The following is a 16,592-nucleotide window of genomic DNA, read 5'->3' as shown; positions in this document are numbered from 1 at the left end:
CGGTCGTGGTGGTGGATGACGAGCCCATGGTCTGTGAGTTCCTGCGCACCATCCTCTCGGCCACCGGCGAGATCACCGTGGTCGCGGTGGCCCACGACGGCGCGGCGGGCATCGCGGCGGTCCGCAGGCACCGGCCCGCGGTGGTGCTGATGGACCTGCGCATGCCGGGGCTGGACGGGATCAGCGCGACCCGCGAGATCAGCGCGCTGCCCGATCCGCCCGTGGTGGTCGCGATGACCACCTTCGACACCGACGAGCACGTGCTGGCCGCGCTGGATGCCGGCGCGCACGGCTTCCTGCTCAAGACCACCCCGCCGGCGCAGCTGGTGCCGCTGGTGCTGGCCGCGGCGACCGGCGCGTCGGTGCTCTCCCCCGAAGCGCTGGACCGGTTGCGCAGGCATCGCTCCGGCGAACCACCGAGGCGCTCCGACCCGGAGCTGGACGCGCTCAGCGAACGGGAACGTGCCGTGCTCGCGCTGCTGGCCGAAGGACTGTCCAACGCCGACATCGCCACCCGGCTGTATCTGAGCGAGGGCACGGTGAAAGGGCACGTGTCCCGGCTCATGACGCGGTTGCGGTGTGCCAACCGCACCCAGCTGGCACTGCGCGCCGACCGGCCCAGGTAAGGCGGGGCCAGCGGGACTAGCTCTCGTGGTGCGACTGGTTTCCGGCTGTCAGGGCTTCCTCGACTGTGTGGTACAGCCGAAGTAGCTCGTCAAGGCCGGTGAGCTCGATCGGCCGGATGACCGGGCGGTTGGAGTCCACCACGATGCGCAGCGGTTCCCGTCGCGCTTCCGCACGGGCGGTGGCCTCCACCAGGGCCGTGAGGCCTGCCGAGTTGAGGAAGGTGACCTCGGTCAGGTCCAGGATGCAGTCCTCGCCCGTGGTGTCGTCGATGGCGCTGGCTGCCGCGGCGTGCAGCGCCGGCGCGGTGTCGGTGTCGACGTCGCCGACAACCGAGATGACCACGGTTCCGGCCACCACATGGCGGACGATGTCCAGCCCCGGTGGTGACGGCTCGGCGTGCGGCGGATGACCCACGGCTGGACCATACCGGATCGGTGACCGGTCTCAGCAGGTCACAGCGCGATGAGGTCAACTCCGCCGAGGCCAGTCCGAGGCCGCGGCCAGGTGCGCGGCGTGGCCGCTGCTGCCCGCATGATCCAGCGCCAGCTCAGCCCAGACGGTCTTGTGGTGAGCGTGCCGCAACACGCCCCAGGCGGAGGCGAGCCGGTCGACCAGCACCAGCCCTCGCCCGCCGAAGCGGTCTGGAGTCCGGATCCTGGGCAGGTGCGGGGAGGTGTCGGCCACCTCGATCCGCAAGCAGCGGCCTTGGTTGACCAGGGTGATCCGGCACGTGCGCGGGCCGTCACCGTGCCGGTGGGCGTTGCTGACCAGCTCGTCGGCCACCAGGACGGCGTCGTCGACGATGAGCCCGTTGTGGCTGGCCAACAGGCCGCGGACCAGACGGCGGATGTCCCTGTTCGGGACCGCGTCCAGGTCGTGGGTCGCGCCGCTGGGGTTCGGTCCAGTGGGAGCCGGGCTCCACGACTGTGCTGACATCACCCACCCGCCTTCGTCGATTTCGCGCATTGGAGTGAGCCTCCACGCTGCTCGACTACCCGTTGGCCGGCCGGGCTACCCCTGAGATCAGTACCACTGTGGTCGGCCGAGGTGTTGACCAAGGCCTGGCGCACGGGGATCGGGTCGGGCAAGGACGAAGAAGTAGAGGCGGATCGTGCGCGTGACGAAGACCTCGAGGGTGCCGTGAATGCCCCGGTACACGTCGTCGATCACTCCGATGCCGTCGGGGTCGTGCCGGATCACCTGAATGCGGTGCAACTTCTCTCTGGGAAAGGCGGCCACGCGCCGAAAGCTCAGTCCGGACCTTTGCCAGAACTCCAGGTGAGCCGGGTGCACGAGGAGGTAGGACCGCCGGCTGAGCGAGGCCAGCTCGGCGGCCGGTACCCCACAGAGGTCAAGTCCGGGTCGCCTGCCGAGAAGCGACAGGTCGAAGCGGTCTGCCGCGCCGCCGGCGCCGGTGAGGCGGACCGGATGGACGAAGCGCGCGACCGTCTTGGTCAGGCGGAGGTAGTGGCCGATGCCGTCGTTGCGCATGGATGCGTGGGCGACCAGCAGGCGGATGATCCAGCGCCGGGCGAGCACCGCGAGCAGGAGCACCACCGCCGCGCCGATGAGGAGCCACATGGTCACCGGTTACTCCTGGTCACTTTGTCCAGGCACATAGAGGTTGGGAAAGAACTTGGTGCCGATCAAGCTTGGGTCCGGATTCCGCATCCGCATGATCTGCCCCTCAGCATTGCTTGCCGTACTGATATCTCGTTCGATTTCGCGAAATATCCGACCCGGGTTGTGATGATTAAGCGACTTCCGCACGGCATCGAAGGCCAGTCGCGACACCTCCGGATTATGGACCTTGCGCGCAATGGCCCCCACAAGGTCGACGTCGTCACGCGCGAAGGCGATGCGCAGCTGAATCGACTCGACGTGGTACAGGCATATTTCCATTCTCGGCACGGTGGCAACAGGCTTCAAGTCTTCCTCGAGCACCCTCGCCAGCGCCAGCGCCTGATTCCACTTGCCTGCGACATAAGTCAAGATCAGCTCGGCCGTGCGGTCTTCCAGTGCGGCCATCAACTTCTCGAATGCCGCACGCCGCCGCCTCCGCTTGCCAAACATGGACCTACCTCATGGTGAGAATCGCGCGATCATCGCTTGCTTGTACACCCACAAGCGCGGGCAGTGCCGACGGTGGCAGCAACCTGCCAGCGCGGCCCCGCTCCTCGCGCTGACAGTTTCGGTATGCTCGCGGCGTCTTCTCACCGGAGGGCTCGCTGAGTCCTCAAGGGCTTTGGCCTCGCTGATGGGTTCCCCGCCGCACCGTGGCGGGGAGGTGGGAGTCGGTACTCGACTCTGGCGAGGTCTGTCTTGACTCAGCATGTGATCGTGATCGGCGCCGGTCTCGGCGGTCTTTGTCTGGCGCAGGGCTTGCGCCGCGCGGGAGTCAGCGTCGCCGTCTACGAACGCGACGCCGCACCGGTGGTCCGCGCGCAGGGGCATCGGCTGCACCTCGACGCGCAGGGCCGCAGGGCACTCGCCGCCAGCCTGCCGCCGGAGCTGTTCGCGCTCATCGGGGCGATCGCCGGCCGTCCGGCACCGCGGGTGACCGGCTTCGACGAGCAGTTGCGGCAGACCGCGGTGTTCGAGCTGGCCGCGGATTCGGGCGTGCTGCCGGCGCACGTCGTGCTCGACCGGCATGTCCTGCGCCAGGTGCTCCTGCGCGGGCTGGACGAGGTCGTGGAGTTCGGCCGCCGGTGTGTGGGCTATCGAACCGACGGGGAGGTGGTCACGGCTCACTTCGAGGACGGCTCGGCCAGGCAGGGCACGTTGCTGGTGGGCGCGGACGGCATCGGGTCGGTGATCCGGGCGCAGCGCCTCCCGCAGGCCCGGGTGGTCGACTCGGGGGTGCGGTTGATCTACGGGCGAGTGCCGCTGACACCGGCGTTGCGCGCTGCCCTGCCGCCCGCGATGATCAGCGTCTTCAACTCCGTTTCCGGGCCGGGGCAACGGTTCCTCGGCATCGCGCCGGTGGAGTACCGGGCACGACCACGTGCGGCGGCGGCCCGGCTGGAGCTGCCGCCGGACAGTCTCGCGGTCATGTTCGGGCGGCGCCGCGAGTCGCTGGGCCTGTCCGAGGAGGACCTGCGCACGGCGGCGGGCACCCGGCTGCGCGAGGTCGTGCTCGACCAGATCACCGGGTGGCATCCCCTGTTGCGGCGCATCGTCACCGAATGGGACACCTCGACGCTGTACCCGATCACGGTGCGCAGCAGCGTTCCGCTGTCGCCGTGGGCCAGCTCGCACGTCACCCTGCTCGGCGACGCCATCCACGCGATGAGTCCGGCGGCCGGCGCCGGCGCGAACATGGCGCTGCGGGACGCGGCCGCGCTCTCCGCCGCACTGGCCTGCGCCGCCCCAGGCACCTCGCTGGTGGACGTAGTGCGGGACTACGAGCGGCACCTGGTCGAGGAGGGCTTTGACGCGGTGCGACGCTCGTCGGCGAACGGAGTCCGGCTACTCGGGGAGACCCCCCTCGCCACGCCATGATCACCGAACCTGCGGCACGCCCCACGCCGTGGCGACCCGCTCCGGGGTCAGCACCGTGCTCGGCGGCCCCTCCGCGACGAGCGCGCCCGCCCCGAGCAGCAGACAGTGGTCGGCGCGGCCGGCGGCGGTGAGGTCGTGGGTGACGCGCAGCACGGTCACGCCCTCGCGGCGGGCCTCGTCGAGCGCGTCCTCGATGCGGGCCTGGGCCTGTAGGTCCAGGCCCGCGGACGGCTCGTCGAGCAGCAGCAGGTCGGACTGCTGGGCCAAGCCCTGGGCGACGAGCGCGCGCTGGCGCTGCCCGCCGGAGAGGGTGCCCAGCCTGCGGCCGGCGATCGCGGTGATGTCCAGCCGCGCCAGGCATTCCTCGACCACCTCCCGGTCCTGCCTGGTCAGCCGGTGCCACGGGCGCCGGTGCGCCCACCGCCCCATGGTCACCGCGGCGCGCACGGTGATCGGCAGGGTGTCGGAGACCTCGCTGTGCTGGGTCACGTAGGCGGGGCGGCCGGAATCGGTGGTCGCCACCTCGCCCGAGGTCGTGGGCAGCACGCCCGCGATCACGTTGAGCAGGGAGGACTTCCCGGCCCCGTTCGGGCCGACGATCGCGGTGACCCGTGCCTCCGGCACCACCGCGGTGATCCCGCGCAGCACCTCCTGCCGCCCGTAGCTGGCGCTGACTTCACGCAGTGTGACCGCCGTCGCGTACTCGTTCATGCCCACCACTCTTTGGAATGAAAATCGTTGTCACTATAGTGACCGGCGTGGACTGGTTGCTCATCCCCTTCGAGGTGTCGTTCGTGCAGCGGGCGCTGGTGGCCGGGGTACTCGTCTCGGTGGCCTGCGCAATCGTTGGCACCTGGGTGGTGCTGCGCGGCATGGCCTTCATCGGCGACGCGCTCTCGCACGGGATGCTGCCTGGGATCGCACTCGCCTCGCTGGCCGGGGTGAACCTGGTGATCGGGGCCTTGCTCAGCGCCGGCGTCATGGCGCTGGGCCTCACCGCGCTGGGTCGCTCCCGGCGGCTGTCCCAGGACACCGGCATCGGGCTGCTCTTCGTGGGCATGCTCGCCACCGGGGTGATCATCGTCTCGCACTCCCGGTCCTTCGCGGTCGACCTCACCGGGTTCCTCTTCGGCGACGTGCTCGCGGTCGGCGCGGGTGACCTGGCAGGCCTGGCCGCGGCGCTGGCGCTGGTGGCGGTGGTGGCCGCGCTGGGGCACCGGTCCTTCGTCGCGCTCACCTTCGACGCCCGCAAGGCGCGCACCCTGGGCCTGCGTCCGGGGCTGGCGAACGCGCTGTTGCTGGCGCTGGTGACGCTGACCATCGTCGCCTCCTTCCGGGTGGTCGGCACGCTGCTGGTCTTCGGCCTGCTCATCGCGCCCGCGGCGGCCGCAACGTTCTGGGCGCGGCGGATCAGCACGATCATGCTGCTGGCCGCGCTGCTGGGCAGCCTGGCCACCCTCATCGGGCTGCTCGTCTCCTGGCACGGGGGCACCGCAGCCGGCGCGAGCATCGCGGTCAGCGCGGTCCTGTTGTTCTTCCTCTCCGCCGGGCTCTCCGCCCTCCGGCCGGCCCGCGGCTGAGCCCGCACATCCGTTGTCCCCCAACCGAGATCGAGCGTTCACCATGACACTGAGGACCTGCCGCAGCGCAGGCTTGCTCGCCGTCGCCGCCCTGCTGCTGGCAGCCTGTGGCGCGCGGCCGGAGACCAGCGATCCCGCCGGGGACGCGCCGCACGGCTACGTCGAAGGCGCCGAGGAGACCGCCGAGGCGCAGTCCAGGCTGGTCGTGGCCGACGCGGACACCGGCGCGGTGCACGTGCTCGACCTGATCACGGAGAAGGTGGTGCCCGCCGGTCGGGTGGACGGCGTGCGGGGCATCATCGGCGACGGCCGGTTCGGCTACCTGACCGGCCGGGACGAGTCGGTGCGGGTGGTCGACAGCGGTTCCTGGATGGTCGACCACGGCGACCACGTGCACTACTACCGCGCTCCGGCCCGCGAGGTCGGTGCGCTGCCGGGCAAGGAGCCGCTGGCCGCCGTCAGCGATCCGGTGGTCTCGGCGGTGTCCTTCCCCGACGGCACCACAACTCTGCTCGACCGGGCGAAGCTGGACAAGGGCTCCGTGGCCGAGCTGGGCAAGATCGTCCGCCCCGCGCACCTGAGCACCGCGGTGCCCTACCGCGAGCGCGTGCTGGCCTCGGTGGCCGATCCGGGGCAGCGGCACGCGCGCGGCGTCCGGGTGCACGACCGGCAGGGCAAGCCGGTCGCCGAGATCGCCACAGCCTGCCCCGAGCTCCAGGGACAGGCGGTCACCCGGCGCGGGGTCGTCTTCGGCTGCGCGGACGGGGCGCTGCTGGTGACCGAGAAGGACGGCACGTTCACCGGCGAGAAGATCCCGTACCCGCGCCAGGTCGGCCCGGCCGAACGCGCCACCCGGTTCACCCACCGGCCGGGCAGCGCCACCCTCGCCGCCCCGGCCGGGGAACGCGCCGTGTGGGTGCTCGACGCCGCCCGCCGGACCTGGCGGCAGGTGGAAACCGGTCCACTCGCCGCGGTGAACGCCGTGGGCGAGGGCGCTCCGGTGCTGGCGCTGACCAGGGACGGGGTGCTGCGCGCCTTCGACGCCGCCACCGGCGCGGAGCAGGCGCGCACCCAGCTGATGCCGCCGGAGGCGACCGCCCTCGCCACCCCGGGCATCCAGGTCGACACCACCCGCGCCTACGTCAACAACCCGAGCTCGGGAGAGGTGTACGAGATCGACTACAACGACAACCTGCGCCGCGCCAGGACGCTGACCGTCAGCGGCAAGGCCAGCCACATCGTGGAGACGGGCCGGTGAGCCGCGCCCTGCTCTCGGCGGCTCTCGCGGCGGTGCTGCTGCTCACCGGCTGCGCGAGCTCGGGCGGTGACCGCTCCTCGGTGGTGGTGACCACGAACATCCTCGGCGACCTCACCCGCACCGTGGTGGGCGACCAGGCCGCGGTGACGGTGCTGATGAAACCGAACGCCGACCCGCACTCCTTCGGCATCTCCGCCCAGCAGGCGGCCCAGCTGGAGCGCGCGGGTCTGGTCGTGCACAACGGACTCGGCTTGGAGGAGGGTGTGCTGCGCGCGGTGCAGGCGGCCGAGCGCAGCGGGGTGGCGACCCTGCCGGTGGGCGAGCGGGTCAACCCGATCAGCTACTCCGGCGGGGAGAACGCCGGGCAGCCCGACCCGCACTTCTGGACCGACCCCGGCCGGGTGCGCGAGGCGGTGACGGTGATCGCCGAGGAGGTCATCGCGCACGTGCGCGGCGTGGACGAGAAAGTGGTGCGCGCCAACGCCAACCGCCTCCGAGAGGAGATCGGCGCGGTCGAGACGACGATGAGCCGCCGGTTCGCCGAAATCCCGCCGCAGCGCCGGAAACTCGTGACCAACCACCACGTCTTCGGCTACCTCGCGCAGCGGTTCGACTTCCAGATCATCGGCGCGGTCATCCCCGGCGGCACCACGCTGGCCTCACCCAGCGCCGCCGACCTCAAGGCACTGGCCGATGCCGTCCGCGCGGCCGGGGTGCCCGCGATCTTCGCCGACTCCTCCCAGCCGGACCGGCTCGCCCGGGTGCTGGCCGAGCAGGCCGGGCTGCACGTGGCGGTGACGCCGCTGTTCACCGAGTCGCTCACCGAACCGGGCCAGGGGGCGCCGACCTACCTGGACATGATGCGCGCCAACACCGAGGCGATCGCGACCAGCCTGACGCGGCCCTGACCACCGGGGACGGCAGAACAAATGGACCTGACGAAAGGTGCAAGGAACATGGCAACACCGCTTCTCCCCCGGCGATCGACCGCCCGGGGCGCCGCGCTCACCGCGGTGGCCGCGCTCGCCCTGTCGGCCTGCGGCACCGAGCCCGCCGCGCCGCCGCAGACCAACGCCGCGGCGCAGCCCGAGGCCGTGGTGACCGATCCGATCGCGGTCACCTACGACGGCGGGATCCAGCTGCTCGACGGCACAACCCTCAAGGTGGCCAAGGACATCAAGCTGGAGGGCTTCAACCGGCTCAACCCCGCCGGGGACGACCGGCACGTGCTGGTCTCCACCGCCACCGGTTTCCGGGTGCTCGACGCCAAGGGCGCGGTGCTGACCGACATCGAGGTCAAGGCGGCCAAGCCGGGACACGTGGTGCGGCACGCGGGCAAGACCGTGCTCTTCGCCGACGGCACCGGCGAGGTCACCGTGGTCGAGCCCGCCGCACTGGGCGCGGGCAAGATTCCCGCACCGAAGCACCGGACCCCGCAGGCGCACCACGGCGTCGCGGTCCAGCTGGCCAACGGCGAACTGGTCACCACCATCGGCAACGAGGACGCCCGTCCCGGGATCGTGGTGCTGGACAAGGACGGCAAGGAGATCGCCCGCAACGAGCAGTGCCCCGGCGTGCACGGCGAAGCGGCCGCGCGCGGTGAGGCGGTGGTCATCGGCTGCCAGACCGGCGTGCTGATCTACCGCAACGGCGCCATCACCAAGGTCAGCAGCCCCGACCCGTACGGGCGCATCGGCAACCAGGCAGGCGCGGAGAACTCGCCGATCACCCTGGGCGACTACAAGGTGGACAAGGACGCGGAGCTGGAGCGCCCGACCAGGGTGTCGCTGATCGACACCGAGAAGGCGACGCTCCGGCACGTGGACCTCGGCGCGAGCTACTCCTTCCGCTCGCTGGCCCGCGGCCCGCAGGGCGAGGGCCTGGTGCTGGGCACCGACGGCCAGATCCACGTGATCGACCCGGTGGCGGGCGTGGTGACCCGCAAGATCCCGGTGCTCGGTTCCTGGCAGGAGCCGCTGGAGTGGCAGCAGCCGCGTCCGACCATCTTCGTCAGGGGCGGCACCGCCTACGTCACCGATCCTGGCAAGAAGGAGATCCACGCGGTCGACCTCGCCTCTGGTGCGAAGACCGTGACCGGCGCGCTGCCCGCCGTGCCGAACGAGCTCACCGGCCTGCCCGCCTAACCGGCTGCCCGCGGTCCCCGCCGCCGCCACGGTGGGGACCGCGCCGGCCAGAAATGGATCATTACCTCATGGCTGACACTCGACAGAACGATTTCCGCGCCGCCTTCGACGCGGCCGCGGCCGACTTCACCGCTCTTGGCCGCCACCTGTGGAACCCCATCGGCGCCGCCATGGTCGGGGTCGCCGCACCGGTCCCCGGCGAACGCGTGCTCGACGCGTGCTGCGGCACCGGCGCTTCCGCCATTCCCGCGGCACGGGCGGTCGGACCGGAGGGCCTCGTCGACGCCATCGACATGTCCGGTCCCCTGCTCGCCGAGCTCGGCAGGCTGGCCACCGGGCTGCCCCAGCTGCACCGCCACCAGGCGGACGTGACCACGTGGGCCACCGCGGACTACGACGTGGTCCAGTGCGCCCTCGGCATCTTCTTCTTCCCGGACATGACCGCCGGCACCGACCACCTGATCAGCCTCGCGCGCCCCGGCGGCCGGGTGGTCTTCACCATCTGGCGCGGCGATGCCATGGCCGCCGCCGGTCGCCATCTCGGCCGCGCCATCGCCGAGGCCACGAACACCGAACCCGCGGCGCCACGCCCACCGCACCTGATCGACCGCGTCAACCAGGCCGACAGCTTCGCGGCCTGGCTGACCGAACGCGGCCTGCGCGAGGTCGAGGTCACCACCGAGGAGAAGCGCCTGACGATGACCCCCGAGGTGGCGTGGCTGGTGATCCTGGGTTCCGGCTTCCGCGGTGCGCTGGCGAAGCTGTCCGCCGAGGTCGTGGCGGACGTCCGCCAGCGCTACCTGGCCTCGCTGCGCGCCGAGGGCGTGACCGAGCTGGACGCCACGACGTTGATCGGCTTCGGGCGGCGGTAGCCCGCGTTCACCGGGCCGTGTGGCCAAGGAAGTCGGTGATCAGCTTCAGCCATTGCCCGGGCTGCTCGGCGAAGGGCAGGTGCCCGGTGGCGATCTCCGCCGTCCGCGCGCCCGGGATGCCGGCCGCCAGCCGGCGCTGGAGCGCGACCGGGACGAGGTCGTCGTCCGCGGTGACGATCACGAGCGTCGGCACGGTGATCGCGGCGAGGTCCGCGCGCACGTCAGCGCGGCCGACCAGGTCGATCTGGGCGACCATGCCGGCGGAGATGCCCTGGGCGGTCTGGTCGGCGATGGCGAGGGCCTGCTCGAGGGTGCGGGAGTTCAGCGTGGGCGCGCCCAGGGCCAGCAGGGTCGCGTACTTGGCCACCAGGTGGTGCTGCCCGGTCGCCATGAGCTCGTGCCAGATGTCGATGGCCAGCTCGGTGCGGGTGTCGAGGTGGGCGAACGTGGCACTCAGGACAACAGCGGTGACGCGTTCCGGATGGCGCGCGGCCACCCGGATGGCGACCGGGCCCCCCAGCGAGAACCCGGAGACGGCGAAGGTGTCCAGCCCTTCCGCGTCCGCCGCCGCGACCAGCTGGTCCGCCAGTTCGTCCAGCTCCAGCGGGTTCTGCGTGGCCGGCGTGGCTCCGGAACCGGGGTAGTCGACGCCGACAACGGTGTGCCGGGCGGCGAGCCCGTCCAGGATCGGCCCGTAGTTGGCCTCGATGCCTCCGCTGGCGCCATGGGCGAGGAGCAGGCCGGGGCCGGAGCCGCGGACAGTGCGCGCGTACGAGGTCGCTGTGGTCATGAAGGATTCCTTTAGCGATCGCTACAACTGGGGAACGACGCAGACCGTAGCACGGATCTTTAGCGATCGCTACAGTCCGGCTACCATGTCCCTGTGACCCAGAACCGCCCCTCCGCAACGCGGTCCCGCCGCGCCTTCGACCGCGACAAGGCCCTGGCCACGGCGCTGCGCGAGTTCTGGTCGCACGGGTACGAGGCGACCTCGGTGGCCGCGCTGACCAAGGCCATGGGCATCAACCCACCCAGCCTGTACGCGGCTTTCGGCGACAAGCGGCGGCTCTTCGAGGAAGCGGTGCGGCTGTACCAGCGCACCCACGGCAGAGTGCTGTCACCAGAGGCCCCGGACGCGCGCACGGCGATACAGGACATGCTCCGCCAGCTGGCGACGGACTACACCGACGCCCGCCACCCGCCGGGCTGCATGATCGTCACCGCGGCGACCAACTGCGGACCCGAGTCGCACGAGGTGGAACTGGAGCTTCGGGCGATGCGCGAGGCGGGGAAGGCGGCCATCGCGGCCCGCATCCGCCAGGACGTCGAGGCGCGACGCCTGCCCCCGGAGACGAACGCCGCAGGCCTCGCGGCCTTCTACGCGTCCATCATCCAAGGCATGAGCCAGCAGGCGCGGGATGGAGCGTCCCGTAGCGAGCTGGAGCAGGTCGTGGACTTGGCCATGCGAGCTTGGCCAGACCCGGTCTAGGACTCCGCGGGCTCCTGCCAGCCCGCCGCGGCCAGGATCTCGAAGATCACCGGGCGCTTGGCCTCGGCGTAGTAGTTCATGTCGCGCCACTCCCGCCGCGCCAGCTCGCGCTTGACCGCCTCGTACCGCTCCCGGTCGGCCGCACTCGCGCGCAGCCGGTCGCGGAAGGCGAGGCACCGCGCCAGCTCCACGTGCCCGGGCGCGTAGACGTGCAGGTTCACCGGCTCCTCGGGGTCGAACCCGCGCAGGCACCGGTGTCCGGGTTCGCGGGCGCTGAGCCGGTAGCCCAGCGCGGTCAGCTCGGCGAGGTAGGCGGCTTCGTCCTCGGGGTCGGCGACGCTGACCATGATGTCCACGACCGGCTTGGCGGCCAGTCCCGGCACCGAGGTCGAGCCGATGTGGTCGACGGAAAGCAGCCTGTCCCCCAACGCTTCCCGGAGTTCTCCGGCCCGTCGTGCATAACGCCGCGGCCAGTCCGGGTCGTACTCGGCCAGCGTCACCTGGGCCGGTTGCAGGGGACGGAGGAGCACGGCTGCCAACGCGGCGTCGTCAAGCGGCTTGGACATGGTGGGTCCCTTCCGGTGGGCATCAGGCCAACGTACCTCAGCCCCGGCAGCTGACCCGGTACTCCGTCGGGGTGCGACCGGTCAGCTCCAGGAAGGCCGCGTTGAACGCCGACAGGGACGCGTAGCCGACCCGGAACGCCACCTCGGTCACCGGGTCGTCACCGGCCACCAGCTCCTCGATCGCGCGCGCCAGCCGCATCCGCCGCAGCACCGCCCGCCACGTCGTCCCGGTCTCCTCGGCGAAGCGGCGGGCCAGCGACCGCGGCGCCAGCCCCACCTGCGCCGCCACCTCCTCGAAGCGCACTTCCTCAGCCAGCCGCGCCTCGGTCAGCCGCAGCGCCAACCGCAGCTCCGGCGAACGCCCGGCCGGGATGGTGACCGGGCTCGGCTGCTCGGCCAGCCGCCAGGTCACCGCCGCGAGCGCGGCGAACATGGTCTCGGCGTAGGGCGAGAGGACCGCGTCGGGATCGCCCCACGCGCCGCACTCGGCCACCAGGCACCGGGCAAGTGGGCTGAGGTCGAACACGGTCAGCGGCGCGGGCGGGGGCGGGGCGAACCCGGTGTCGAACAGCACCGAGGCCGTCCGGACCGGCCGCGGAATGCTCACCTGGATGGGCCGCCCCGCCTCCACCAGCGCGGCCCTGGCCGGCGGCAGCAGCCACACCTGGCCCTGCGCCGTCAGCCGCAGGGCCCCGGCCGAGGCGTACAGCAGGTAGTGCCGGTCGGTGCGAAGCTCCCGTTCGGGACCGGCCTCGACCTCCCGCACAAAGCTGTACGCCTTGGCCGTCATCCGATCTCGACCGGCTCGGCCAGGAAACGCCGGCTCACCGGCGCCCCCACGGTGAGCGGCCGGACCACCGCGCCGAAGCTGGCGAAGGACTCCGAAGCCAGGTAGCCGCGGAAGGACTCCTCGTCCACCCACTCGTGCAGCACGGTGATCTGCCCTTCGTCCTCCCGCGAGGCGAAGACCCGGAAGTCGCGGTTGCCCGGCATGGCCCGCACCCGGTCCCGTTCGGCGTCGAACTGGGCGAGCGCGGCGGCCCGGTCGGCGGGCGCGGTGCTGAAGTCTACGGTGGCGATCAACATGTGGCGTCTCCTCTGTCGTGGTTGCTGAGAAGATCCTCGCCCGAGCACCACATGGCACGCTGCCGTCAGTCGGACAGCTTCACGCTCCTATCGGACAGCTGCTCGGACCCGCGATGCGGCAGTCGAAGACGAGCCGGTCCGGCCTTGGTCGAGACCGCGGTTCAGCCCTTCGCCTCGCGGACGTCCTTTCCGTGCTCGGCGAAGGCCTTGAAGTCCCGCATGTGCTGTAGCGACTGCTTGCGGAAGGTGCCGGGCATCAGGAGCCCCACCAGCCGCATCAGCAGGCTGCTGAACCGGTACTCGTTCTCGCTCACCCAGAGCGTCGTCTCCGGGCCGGTTTGGGTCAGGCGCTCGCGCGCGGCGCTCCACATGCCGTTGCCGACGATCTCGCGTTCGTAATGGACGACGCCCATCCCGTCCAGGTCCACCAGTTCCCGGCGGGTGATGGTCTCGGTGCACTCCATCTTCTGCTGCCCGGTCTGCAGCACCACTCGCGACGTGGTGCCAACCTGCCCGTGCACCCCGCTCAGCGGCTCGTGCAGCACCAGGCCCCGCAGCCACTTCGGCAGGTGTTCCGGGTCGGCGAGCAGCTGGACCACCCGCTCCCGCGGCAGGGCGATCTCCATCGAGACGGTGTACTTCATGGCGGAGCGCTCCAGTTCTCGAGGGAACGGACGCACACTAACAGCTCCGCCTTGGATGAATTCACGCTAATTCATCGTCGCGCCGGCGAGCCAGACCAGGACGGGACTACTGGTACCAGTGCTGATAGGTCTGGTTGAGGCAACCCTGCTGGATCACCGGCGCCCCGTCACTGACACTGCCATCGCGGACGGTGACGCACTTGCCGGTGACTCGATTGCGCATCTCGAAGGCGTCCTCGCCAATGGCATTGGACTTCCAGTGCTGATCGGTCCACTCTTCGTGACACTCGAACTGGATGACCGGGACTCCGTCTGCCGGATTGCCCTGCGCGATGGCCAAACACTTGTTCGTGCGCTCGTTGCGCAGCATCGTGTATTCGTCCGGGGCCGGATCGAAGAACCAGTACTTGTCACTCTCTGCCTGGTCACAGGGATACTGGATCGCGCCGAGCCCGTCCGCGGGATCTCCGTTCGGGATGGCGAGGCACTGTCCGCTGTGCACGTTCCTCAGCCACGGCGGCGCCTTCGTGCCCCGAGTGGGCGGATGCGCCGCGGTCGTGCTCGCATCGCTGGTGAAAGCAACAGAAGTCGGAGCGGTCAGTAACGCGAGCGCAACGGCTGCGGACATGGTGACCACAGCCAACGACGCACGAACAGATGACACTTTTCCCCCTTGAACAAACATCCGCGATTCGCTAATGGATTTTTCCGGCACCCGGAGCAGTAGGCAGCGACATGGCGCTCGTCGCGATAATCAAACGCCCCCGTTATGCCGCATTCCTTCCGCAGGAAAGCAACTATTTCTATCGTTGCCATCGCAATGAAGTCAAGGGACACCTGCCGCATCACCGATTTGGAGCAGCGACCGCCGCCGGTCGCGGCGTCGCCGTCGAAGTTGCAGCTGCGGCACGACGGAGGAACCGTTCGTGCTCGATGGCGGCCGCCCGCGGCACACCGATCACGGCAGCGGCACCTTGGCGGCCACCGACCGGCCGTGCGCCGCTTCCTGACCACCTTCAGGTCCCCACCTTCTCGGGCGGCTCAGGAAAGGCGCGGCAGTTGGTTGCCGTGGCCACTCCCTCTTCCGGGCCAGGCTGACCGGACCACCGCACGCTGGGAGGCGTACATGACTGACGCCATCAGCAAGTGGTTGATCCAGATCGCCCAGGCGAACATCGAGTTCCTCAGCAGGTACGCGGAGAAGATCGGCGAGCTCGCCAGCAAGTTCGTTGCCGCCCTGGTGTCCGCTCCCGCCCCGTGCCCGCGGGACGGGGCGGTACGCATCAACATCTCGCTGTCTCCTTCCACACCAGTCGGGTCAGCGCGATGCCCGCCACGGCAACGCGCACCGTGGCGGGCAGGACGGACTCAGCTGTCGAGCGGAAGCAAAGGGAGTCACACCGGCACCAGAGGGATCGACGGCCACCGCCGCGAGCGCTGCTGGGTACCTCGCCTGGTCACGTCGCGAGACGCCGGGCCGGCTTCCTCGCGGGTGGATGCCGGCGAACGAAGCGGGGCGAAGGCTGCCACCGCAGGCTCGCGGGCCGGTTCCGTCACACCTCCTGACACCACCTCCTTTCGCTGGCCGGTCACCTGTTCCGACGGCCACACCGCGCGCGGCGGAGGAGATCGCTCCCGAGCCCTGACCCGGCGCGCCGTCCGCGCGAGATCATCGGGAGATGTCCGTGCTGCCGGGCCGCGCCCCTGGGTCTGGTCACCAGGCCGGTCGCGGGCTTCCGGTGCGGGACGGGGCGAACCGCGCAGCGGCGGCTGTCCTGCCGCGACACCGAAGTTGGCGGCGATGATGGCGTCGAACTCCGCGTGCAGCCAGGCCGGGTCGGCGCAGATGAGGTCGGCGAAACCGGCCCGTCCGGTGCTCACGCCACGCATCTCGATCACTCCCAGCTCACCATCACCAGGTCCTTGACCGAATACTTTTCTTATAGCCACGACTGTAGATCGTGTCAAGTATGTGCTGGAGCGAGCCCACCGCCCCTCGGCGGGCTCGCTCCGGTTCAGCTGGCCGGGGTTACCTGTAGGTGATGTCCGAGGACTGGTACAGGCAGTGCGTGCCGTCCGCGCCCGAACCGATCTTCTTGGACGAGCCCTGGCCCTTGATCACGCCCTTGTACTTCTCGCACACCGTCAGTTTCTTGTTGCTGTCACCGACGATGGTGATGTTGCGGAAGCGCGCGGTGTCACCGTAGTTGGTGTTGATGCCGACCAGGGCGCTGCCCGGCACGACCGCGGTGATGTTCTCCAGCACCACCGAGCGCTTGTGCTGCGCCCGGCAGTCGCCGCAGGACCGGTACAGCTTGCCGAAGTCCTCGACCTGGAAGTTGCGGATGATCATCGTGCCGGGACCGTTGTGCTGGAAGACCTTGTCCGAGGCCTTGCGCGCGCCGCCGCCGTCGATGGTCATCGTCTGGTTGGCCGAGGTGCCCTTGAAGGTCGCGGCGTCCTCGCCGACGTCCTCCCACCACACGTTCCGCAGCGTGCACGTGCCGAGGCAGTGCACACCGTCGGCGGCCGGGCTGCCGAGCACGACGTTGCTCAGCACCGAACCGTCGGCCAGCTCGAAGATCGCGCCCTGGTTCTCGCTGCCGCCACCGGTACCGAGGTCGCCGGTGCCGTAGAACCGCGTGAGACCACCGTCGAACGTGCCGTTGACCTTGATCGTCTTCGGCACGGCCTGGGAACTGGTGGGCTTGGGCCACGGCGCGGCCGACGCGATCGCGGGCAGGGAGAGCGAGACCGCGGCGGCCATGGCGACCGCCGAAGCGGCCACAGTGGACAGTTTCTTGAGTGTTGCAGGGAACACCGTA

At 70.5% G+C, this 16,592-nt stretch carries 21 protein-coding genes; 8 read left to right on the top strand and 13 right to left on the bottom strand.

What is annotated here, in order from left to right; all coding sequences use genetic code 11:
- The first annotated feature begins 26 nt into the window (after nt 1–26).
- On the top strand, nt 27–626 hold the full coding sequence (locus ACWDY5_RS00500; RefSeq protein ID WP_449720491.1) for a response regulator: 600 nt from the start codon (nt 27–29) through the stop codon (nt 624–626).
- Between the two features lie 16 nt (nt 627–642).
- Here the strand turns inward: ACWDY5_RS00500 and ACWDY5_RS00495 are convergent, their stop codons facing one another.
- From ACWDY5_RS00495 to ACWDY5_RS00480, 4 genes are all read right to left on the bottom strand, one after another.
- Nucleotides 643–1,041, bottom strand: coding sequence for an STAS domain-containing protein (locus tag ACWDY5_RS00495; protein WP_449720221.1), 399 nt, complete (start codon nt 1,039–1,041; stop codon nt 643–645).
- Between the two features lie 54 nt (nt 1,042–1,095).
- On the bottom strand, nt 1,096–1,563 hold the full coding sequence (locus ACWDY5_RS00490) for an ATP-binding protein (RefSeq protein ID WP_449720220.1): 468 nt from the start codon (nt 1,561–1,563) through the stop codon (nt 1,096–1,098).
- A gap of 87 nt (nt 1,564–1,650) precedes the next feature.
- Nucleotides 1,651–2,214 (bottom strand): hypothetical protein, encoded by a 564-nt coding sequence (locus ACWDY5_RS00485; RefSeq protein ID WP_449720219.1) that lies wholly within the window; start codon nt 2,212–2,214, stop codon nt 1,651–1,653.
- 3 nt (nt 2,215–2,217) lie between these two features.
- Complete coding sequence (locus ACWDY5_RS00480) at nt 2,218–2,700, bottom strand: hypothetical protein (RefSeq protein ID WP_449720218.1); 483 nt, start codon at nt 2,698–2,700, stop codon at nt 2,218–2,220.
- 267 nt (nt 2,701–2,967) lie between these two features.
- Here ACWDY5_RS00480 and ACWDY5_RS00475 point away from each other — a divergent pair, with 267 nt between their 5' ends.
- On the top strand, nt 2,968–4,128 hold the full coding sequence (locus ACWDY5_RS00475; protein ID WP_449720217.1) for an FAD-dependent oxidoreductase: 1,161 nt from the start codon (nt 2,968–2,970) through the stop codon (nt 4,126–4,128).
- On the opposite strand, the gene aztA is transcribed toward ACWDY5_RS00475, so the two are convergent.
- On the bottom strand, nt 4,129–4,839 hold the full coding sequence (aztA, locus tag ACWDY5_RS00470) for a zinc ABC transporter ATP-binding protein AztA (protein ID WP_449720216.1): 711 nt from the start codon (nt 4,837–4,839) through the stop codon (nt 4,129–4,131).
- Between the two features lie 47 nt (nt 4,840–4,886).
- Here aztA and aztB point away from each other — a divergent pair, with 47 nt between their 5' ends.
- The 5 genes from aztB (at nt 4,887) to ACWDY5_RS00445 (ending at nt 9,982) form a co-directional block, all read left to right on the top strand.
- Nucleotides 4,887–5,708: a zinc ABC transporter permease AztB gene (gene aztB / locus ACWDY5_RS00465; RefSeq protein ID WP_449720215.1), complete on the top strand. Its 822-nt coding sequence runs from the start codon at nt 4,887–4,889 to the stop codon at nt 5,706–5,708.
- Nucleotides 5,709–5,751: 43 nt separating this feature from the next.
- Nucleotides 5,752–6,966, top strand: a complete 1,215-nt coding sequence (locus tag ACWDY5_RS00460) for a hypothetical protein (protein WP_449720214.1) — start codon at nt 5,752–5,754, stop codon at nt 6,964–6,966.
- Nucleotides 6,963–7,874: a zinc ABC transporter substrate-binding protein AztC gene (gene aztC, locus ACWDY5_RS00455; RefSeq protein WP_449720213.1), complete on the top strand. Its 912-nt coding sequence runs from the start codon at nt 6,963–6,965 to the stop codon at nt 7,872–7,874. The genes ACWDY5_RS00460 and aztC overlap by 4 nt, the downstream gene beginning before the upstream one ends.
- Nucleotides 7,875–7,922: 48 nt before the next feature.
- The gene (gene aztD, locus ACWDY5_RS00450; protein WP_449720212.1) at nt 7,923–9,110 is read left to right on the top strand and encodes a zinc metallochaperone AztD; all 1,188 of its coding nucleotides are present in this window, start codon (nt 7,923–7,925) and stop codon (nt 9,108–9,110) included.
- 68 nt (nt 9,111–9,178) lie between these two features.
- Nucleotides 9,179–9,982, top strand: a complete 804-nt coding sequence (locus ACWDY5_RS00445; RefSeq protein WP_449720211.1) for a class I SAM-dependent methyltransferase — start codon at nt 9,179–9,181, stop codon at nt 9,980–9,982.
- 7 nt (nt 9,983–9,989) lie between these two features.
- On the opposite strand, the gene ACWDY5_RS00440 is transcribed toward ACWDY5_RS00445, so the two are convergent.
- On the bottom strand, nt 9,990–10,772 hold the full coding sequence (locus ACWDY5_RS00440) for an alpha/beta fold hydrolase (RefSeq protein ID WP_449720210.1): 783 nt from the start codon (nt 10,770–10,772) through the stop codon (nt 9,990–9,992).
- Nucleotides 10,773–10,865: 93 nt separating this feature from the next.
- Between ACWDY5_RS00440 and ACWDY5_RS00435 the strand changes: the two genes are divergently transcribed.
- Nucleotides 10,866–11,471, top strand: a complete 606-nt coding sequence (locus ACWDY5_RS00435) for a TetR/AcrR family transcriptional regulator (protein WP_449720209.1) — start codon at nt 10,866–10,868, stop codon at nt 11,469–11,471.
- On the opposite strand, the gene ACWDY5_RS00430 is transcribed toward ACWDY5_RS00435, so the two are convergent.
- The 7 genes from ACWDY5_RS00430 to ACWDY5_RS00400 all read right to left on the bottom strand — a co-directional run bounded on the left by ACWDY5_RS00430 (nt 11,468) and on the right by ACWDY5_RS00400 (nt 16,588).
- The gene (locus tag ACWDY5_RS00430; RefSeq protein WP_449720208.1) at nt 11,468–12,037 is read right to left on the bottom strand and encodes a GrpB family protein; all 570 of its coding nucleotides are present in this window, start codon (nt 12,035–12,037) and stop codon (nt 11,468–11,470) included. The genes ACWDY5_RS00435 and ACWDY5_RS00430 overlap by 4 nt on opposite strands.
- Before the next feature lie 37 nt (nt 12,038–12,074).
- Complete coding sequence (locus ACWDY5_RS00425) at nt 12,075–12,827, bottom strand: AraC family transcriptional regulator (protein WP_449720207.1); 753 nt, start codon at nt 12,825–12,827, stop codon at nt 12,075–12,077.
- Nucleotides 12,824–13,123: a putative quinol monooxygenase gene (locus tag ACWDY5_RS00420; protein ID WP_283665567.1), complete on the bottom strand. Its 300-nt coding sequence runs from the start codon at nt 13,121–13,123 to the stop codon at nt 12,824–12,826. Before ACWDY5_RS00420 ends, ACWDY5_RS00425 begins: the two co-directional genes overlap by 4 nt.
- Nucleotides 13,124–13,284: 161 nt before the next feature.
- Nucleotides 13,285–13,767, bottom strand: a complete 483-nt coding sequence (locus ACWDY5_RS00415; RefSeq protein WP_449720206.1) for an SRPBCC family protein — start codon at nt 13,765–13,767, stop codon at nt 13,285–13,287.
- A gap of 106 nt (nt 13,768–13,873) precedes the next feature.
- Entirely contained in the window at nt 13,874–14,482 is a 609-nt protein-coding gene (locus tag ACWDY5_RS00410; RefSeq protein WP_449720205.1) for an RICIN domain-containing protein, read from the bottom strand.
- Nucleotides 14,483–15,162: 680 nt separating this feature from the next.
- Entirely contained in the window at nt 15,163–15,666 is a 504-nt protein-coding gene (locus ACWDY5_RS00405; protein WP_449720204.1) for a hypothetical protein, read from the bottom strand.
- 130 nt (nt 15,667–15,796) lie between these two features.
- The gene (locus ACWDY5_RS00400; protein WP_449720203.1) at nt 15,797–16,588 is read right to left on the bottom strand and encodes a pectate lyase; all 792 of its coding nucleotides are present in this window, start codon (nt 16,586–16,588) and stop codon (nt 15,797–15,799) included.
- Nucleotides 16,589–16,592: the final 4 nt, after the last annotated feature.

The organism is Crossiella sp. NPDC003009, assembly GCF_053591555.1.
The sequence above is the reverse complement of the archived record's forward strand: the minus strand, read 5'-3'. Positions and strand labels throughout refer to the sequence as shown.

Excerpts from the sequence above, each read along its gene's own strand:
- ACWDY5_RS00500 (WP_449720491.1), top strand. The coding sequence starts at position 27 with ATGGTCTGTGAGTTCCTGCGCACCATCCTCTCGGCCACCGGCGAGATC.
- ACWDY5_RS00490 (WP_449720220.1), bottom strand. The coding sequence starts at position 1,563 with ATGTCAGCACAGTCGTGGAGCCCGGCTCCCACTGGACCGAACCCCAGC.
- ACWDY5_RS00480 (WP_449720218.1), bottom strand. The coding sequence starts at position 2,700 with ATGTTTGGCAAGCGGAGGCGGCGGCGTGCGGCATTCGAGAAGTTGATG.
- aztA (WP_449720216.1), bottom strand. The coding sequence starts at position 4,839 with ATGAACGAGTACGCGACGGCGGTCACACTGCGTGAAGTCAGCGCCAGC.
- ACWDY5_RS00460 (WP_449720214.1), top strand. The coding sequence starts at position 5,752 with ATGACACTGAGGACCTGCCGCAGCGCAGGCTTGCTCGCCGTCGCCGCC.
- aztD (WP_449720212.1), top strand. The coding sequence starts at position 7,923 with ATGGCAACACCGCTTCTCCCCCGGCGATCGACCGCCCGGGGCGCCGCG.
- ACWDY5_RS00445 (WP_449720211.1), top strand. The coding sequence starts at position 9,179 with ATGGCTGACACTCGACAGAACGATTTCCGCGCCGCCTTCGACGCGGCC.
- ACWDY5_RS00440 (WP_449720210.1), bottom strand. The coding sequence starts at position 10,772 with ATGACCACAGCGACCTCGTACGCGCGCACTGTCCGCGGCTCCGGCCCC.
- ACWDY5_RS00430 (WP_449720208.1), bottom strand. The coding sequence starts at position 12,037 with ATGTCCAAGCCGCTTGACGACGCCGCGTTGGCAGCCGTGCTCCTCCGT.
- ACWDY5_RS00425 (WP_449720207.1), bottom strand. The coding sequence starts at position 12,827 with ATGACGGCCAAGGCGTACAGCTTTGTGCGGGAGGTCGAGGCCGGTCCC.
- ACWDY5_RS00420 (WP_283665567.1), bottom strand. The coding sequence starts at position 13,123 with ATGTTGATCGCCACCGTAGACTTCAGCACCGCGCCCGCCGACCGGGCC.
- ACWDY5_RS00415 (WP_449720206.1), bottom strand. The coding sequence starts at position 13,767 with ATGAAGTACACCGTCTCGATGGAGATCGCCCTGCCGCGGGAGCGGGTG.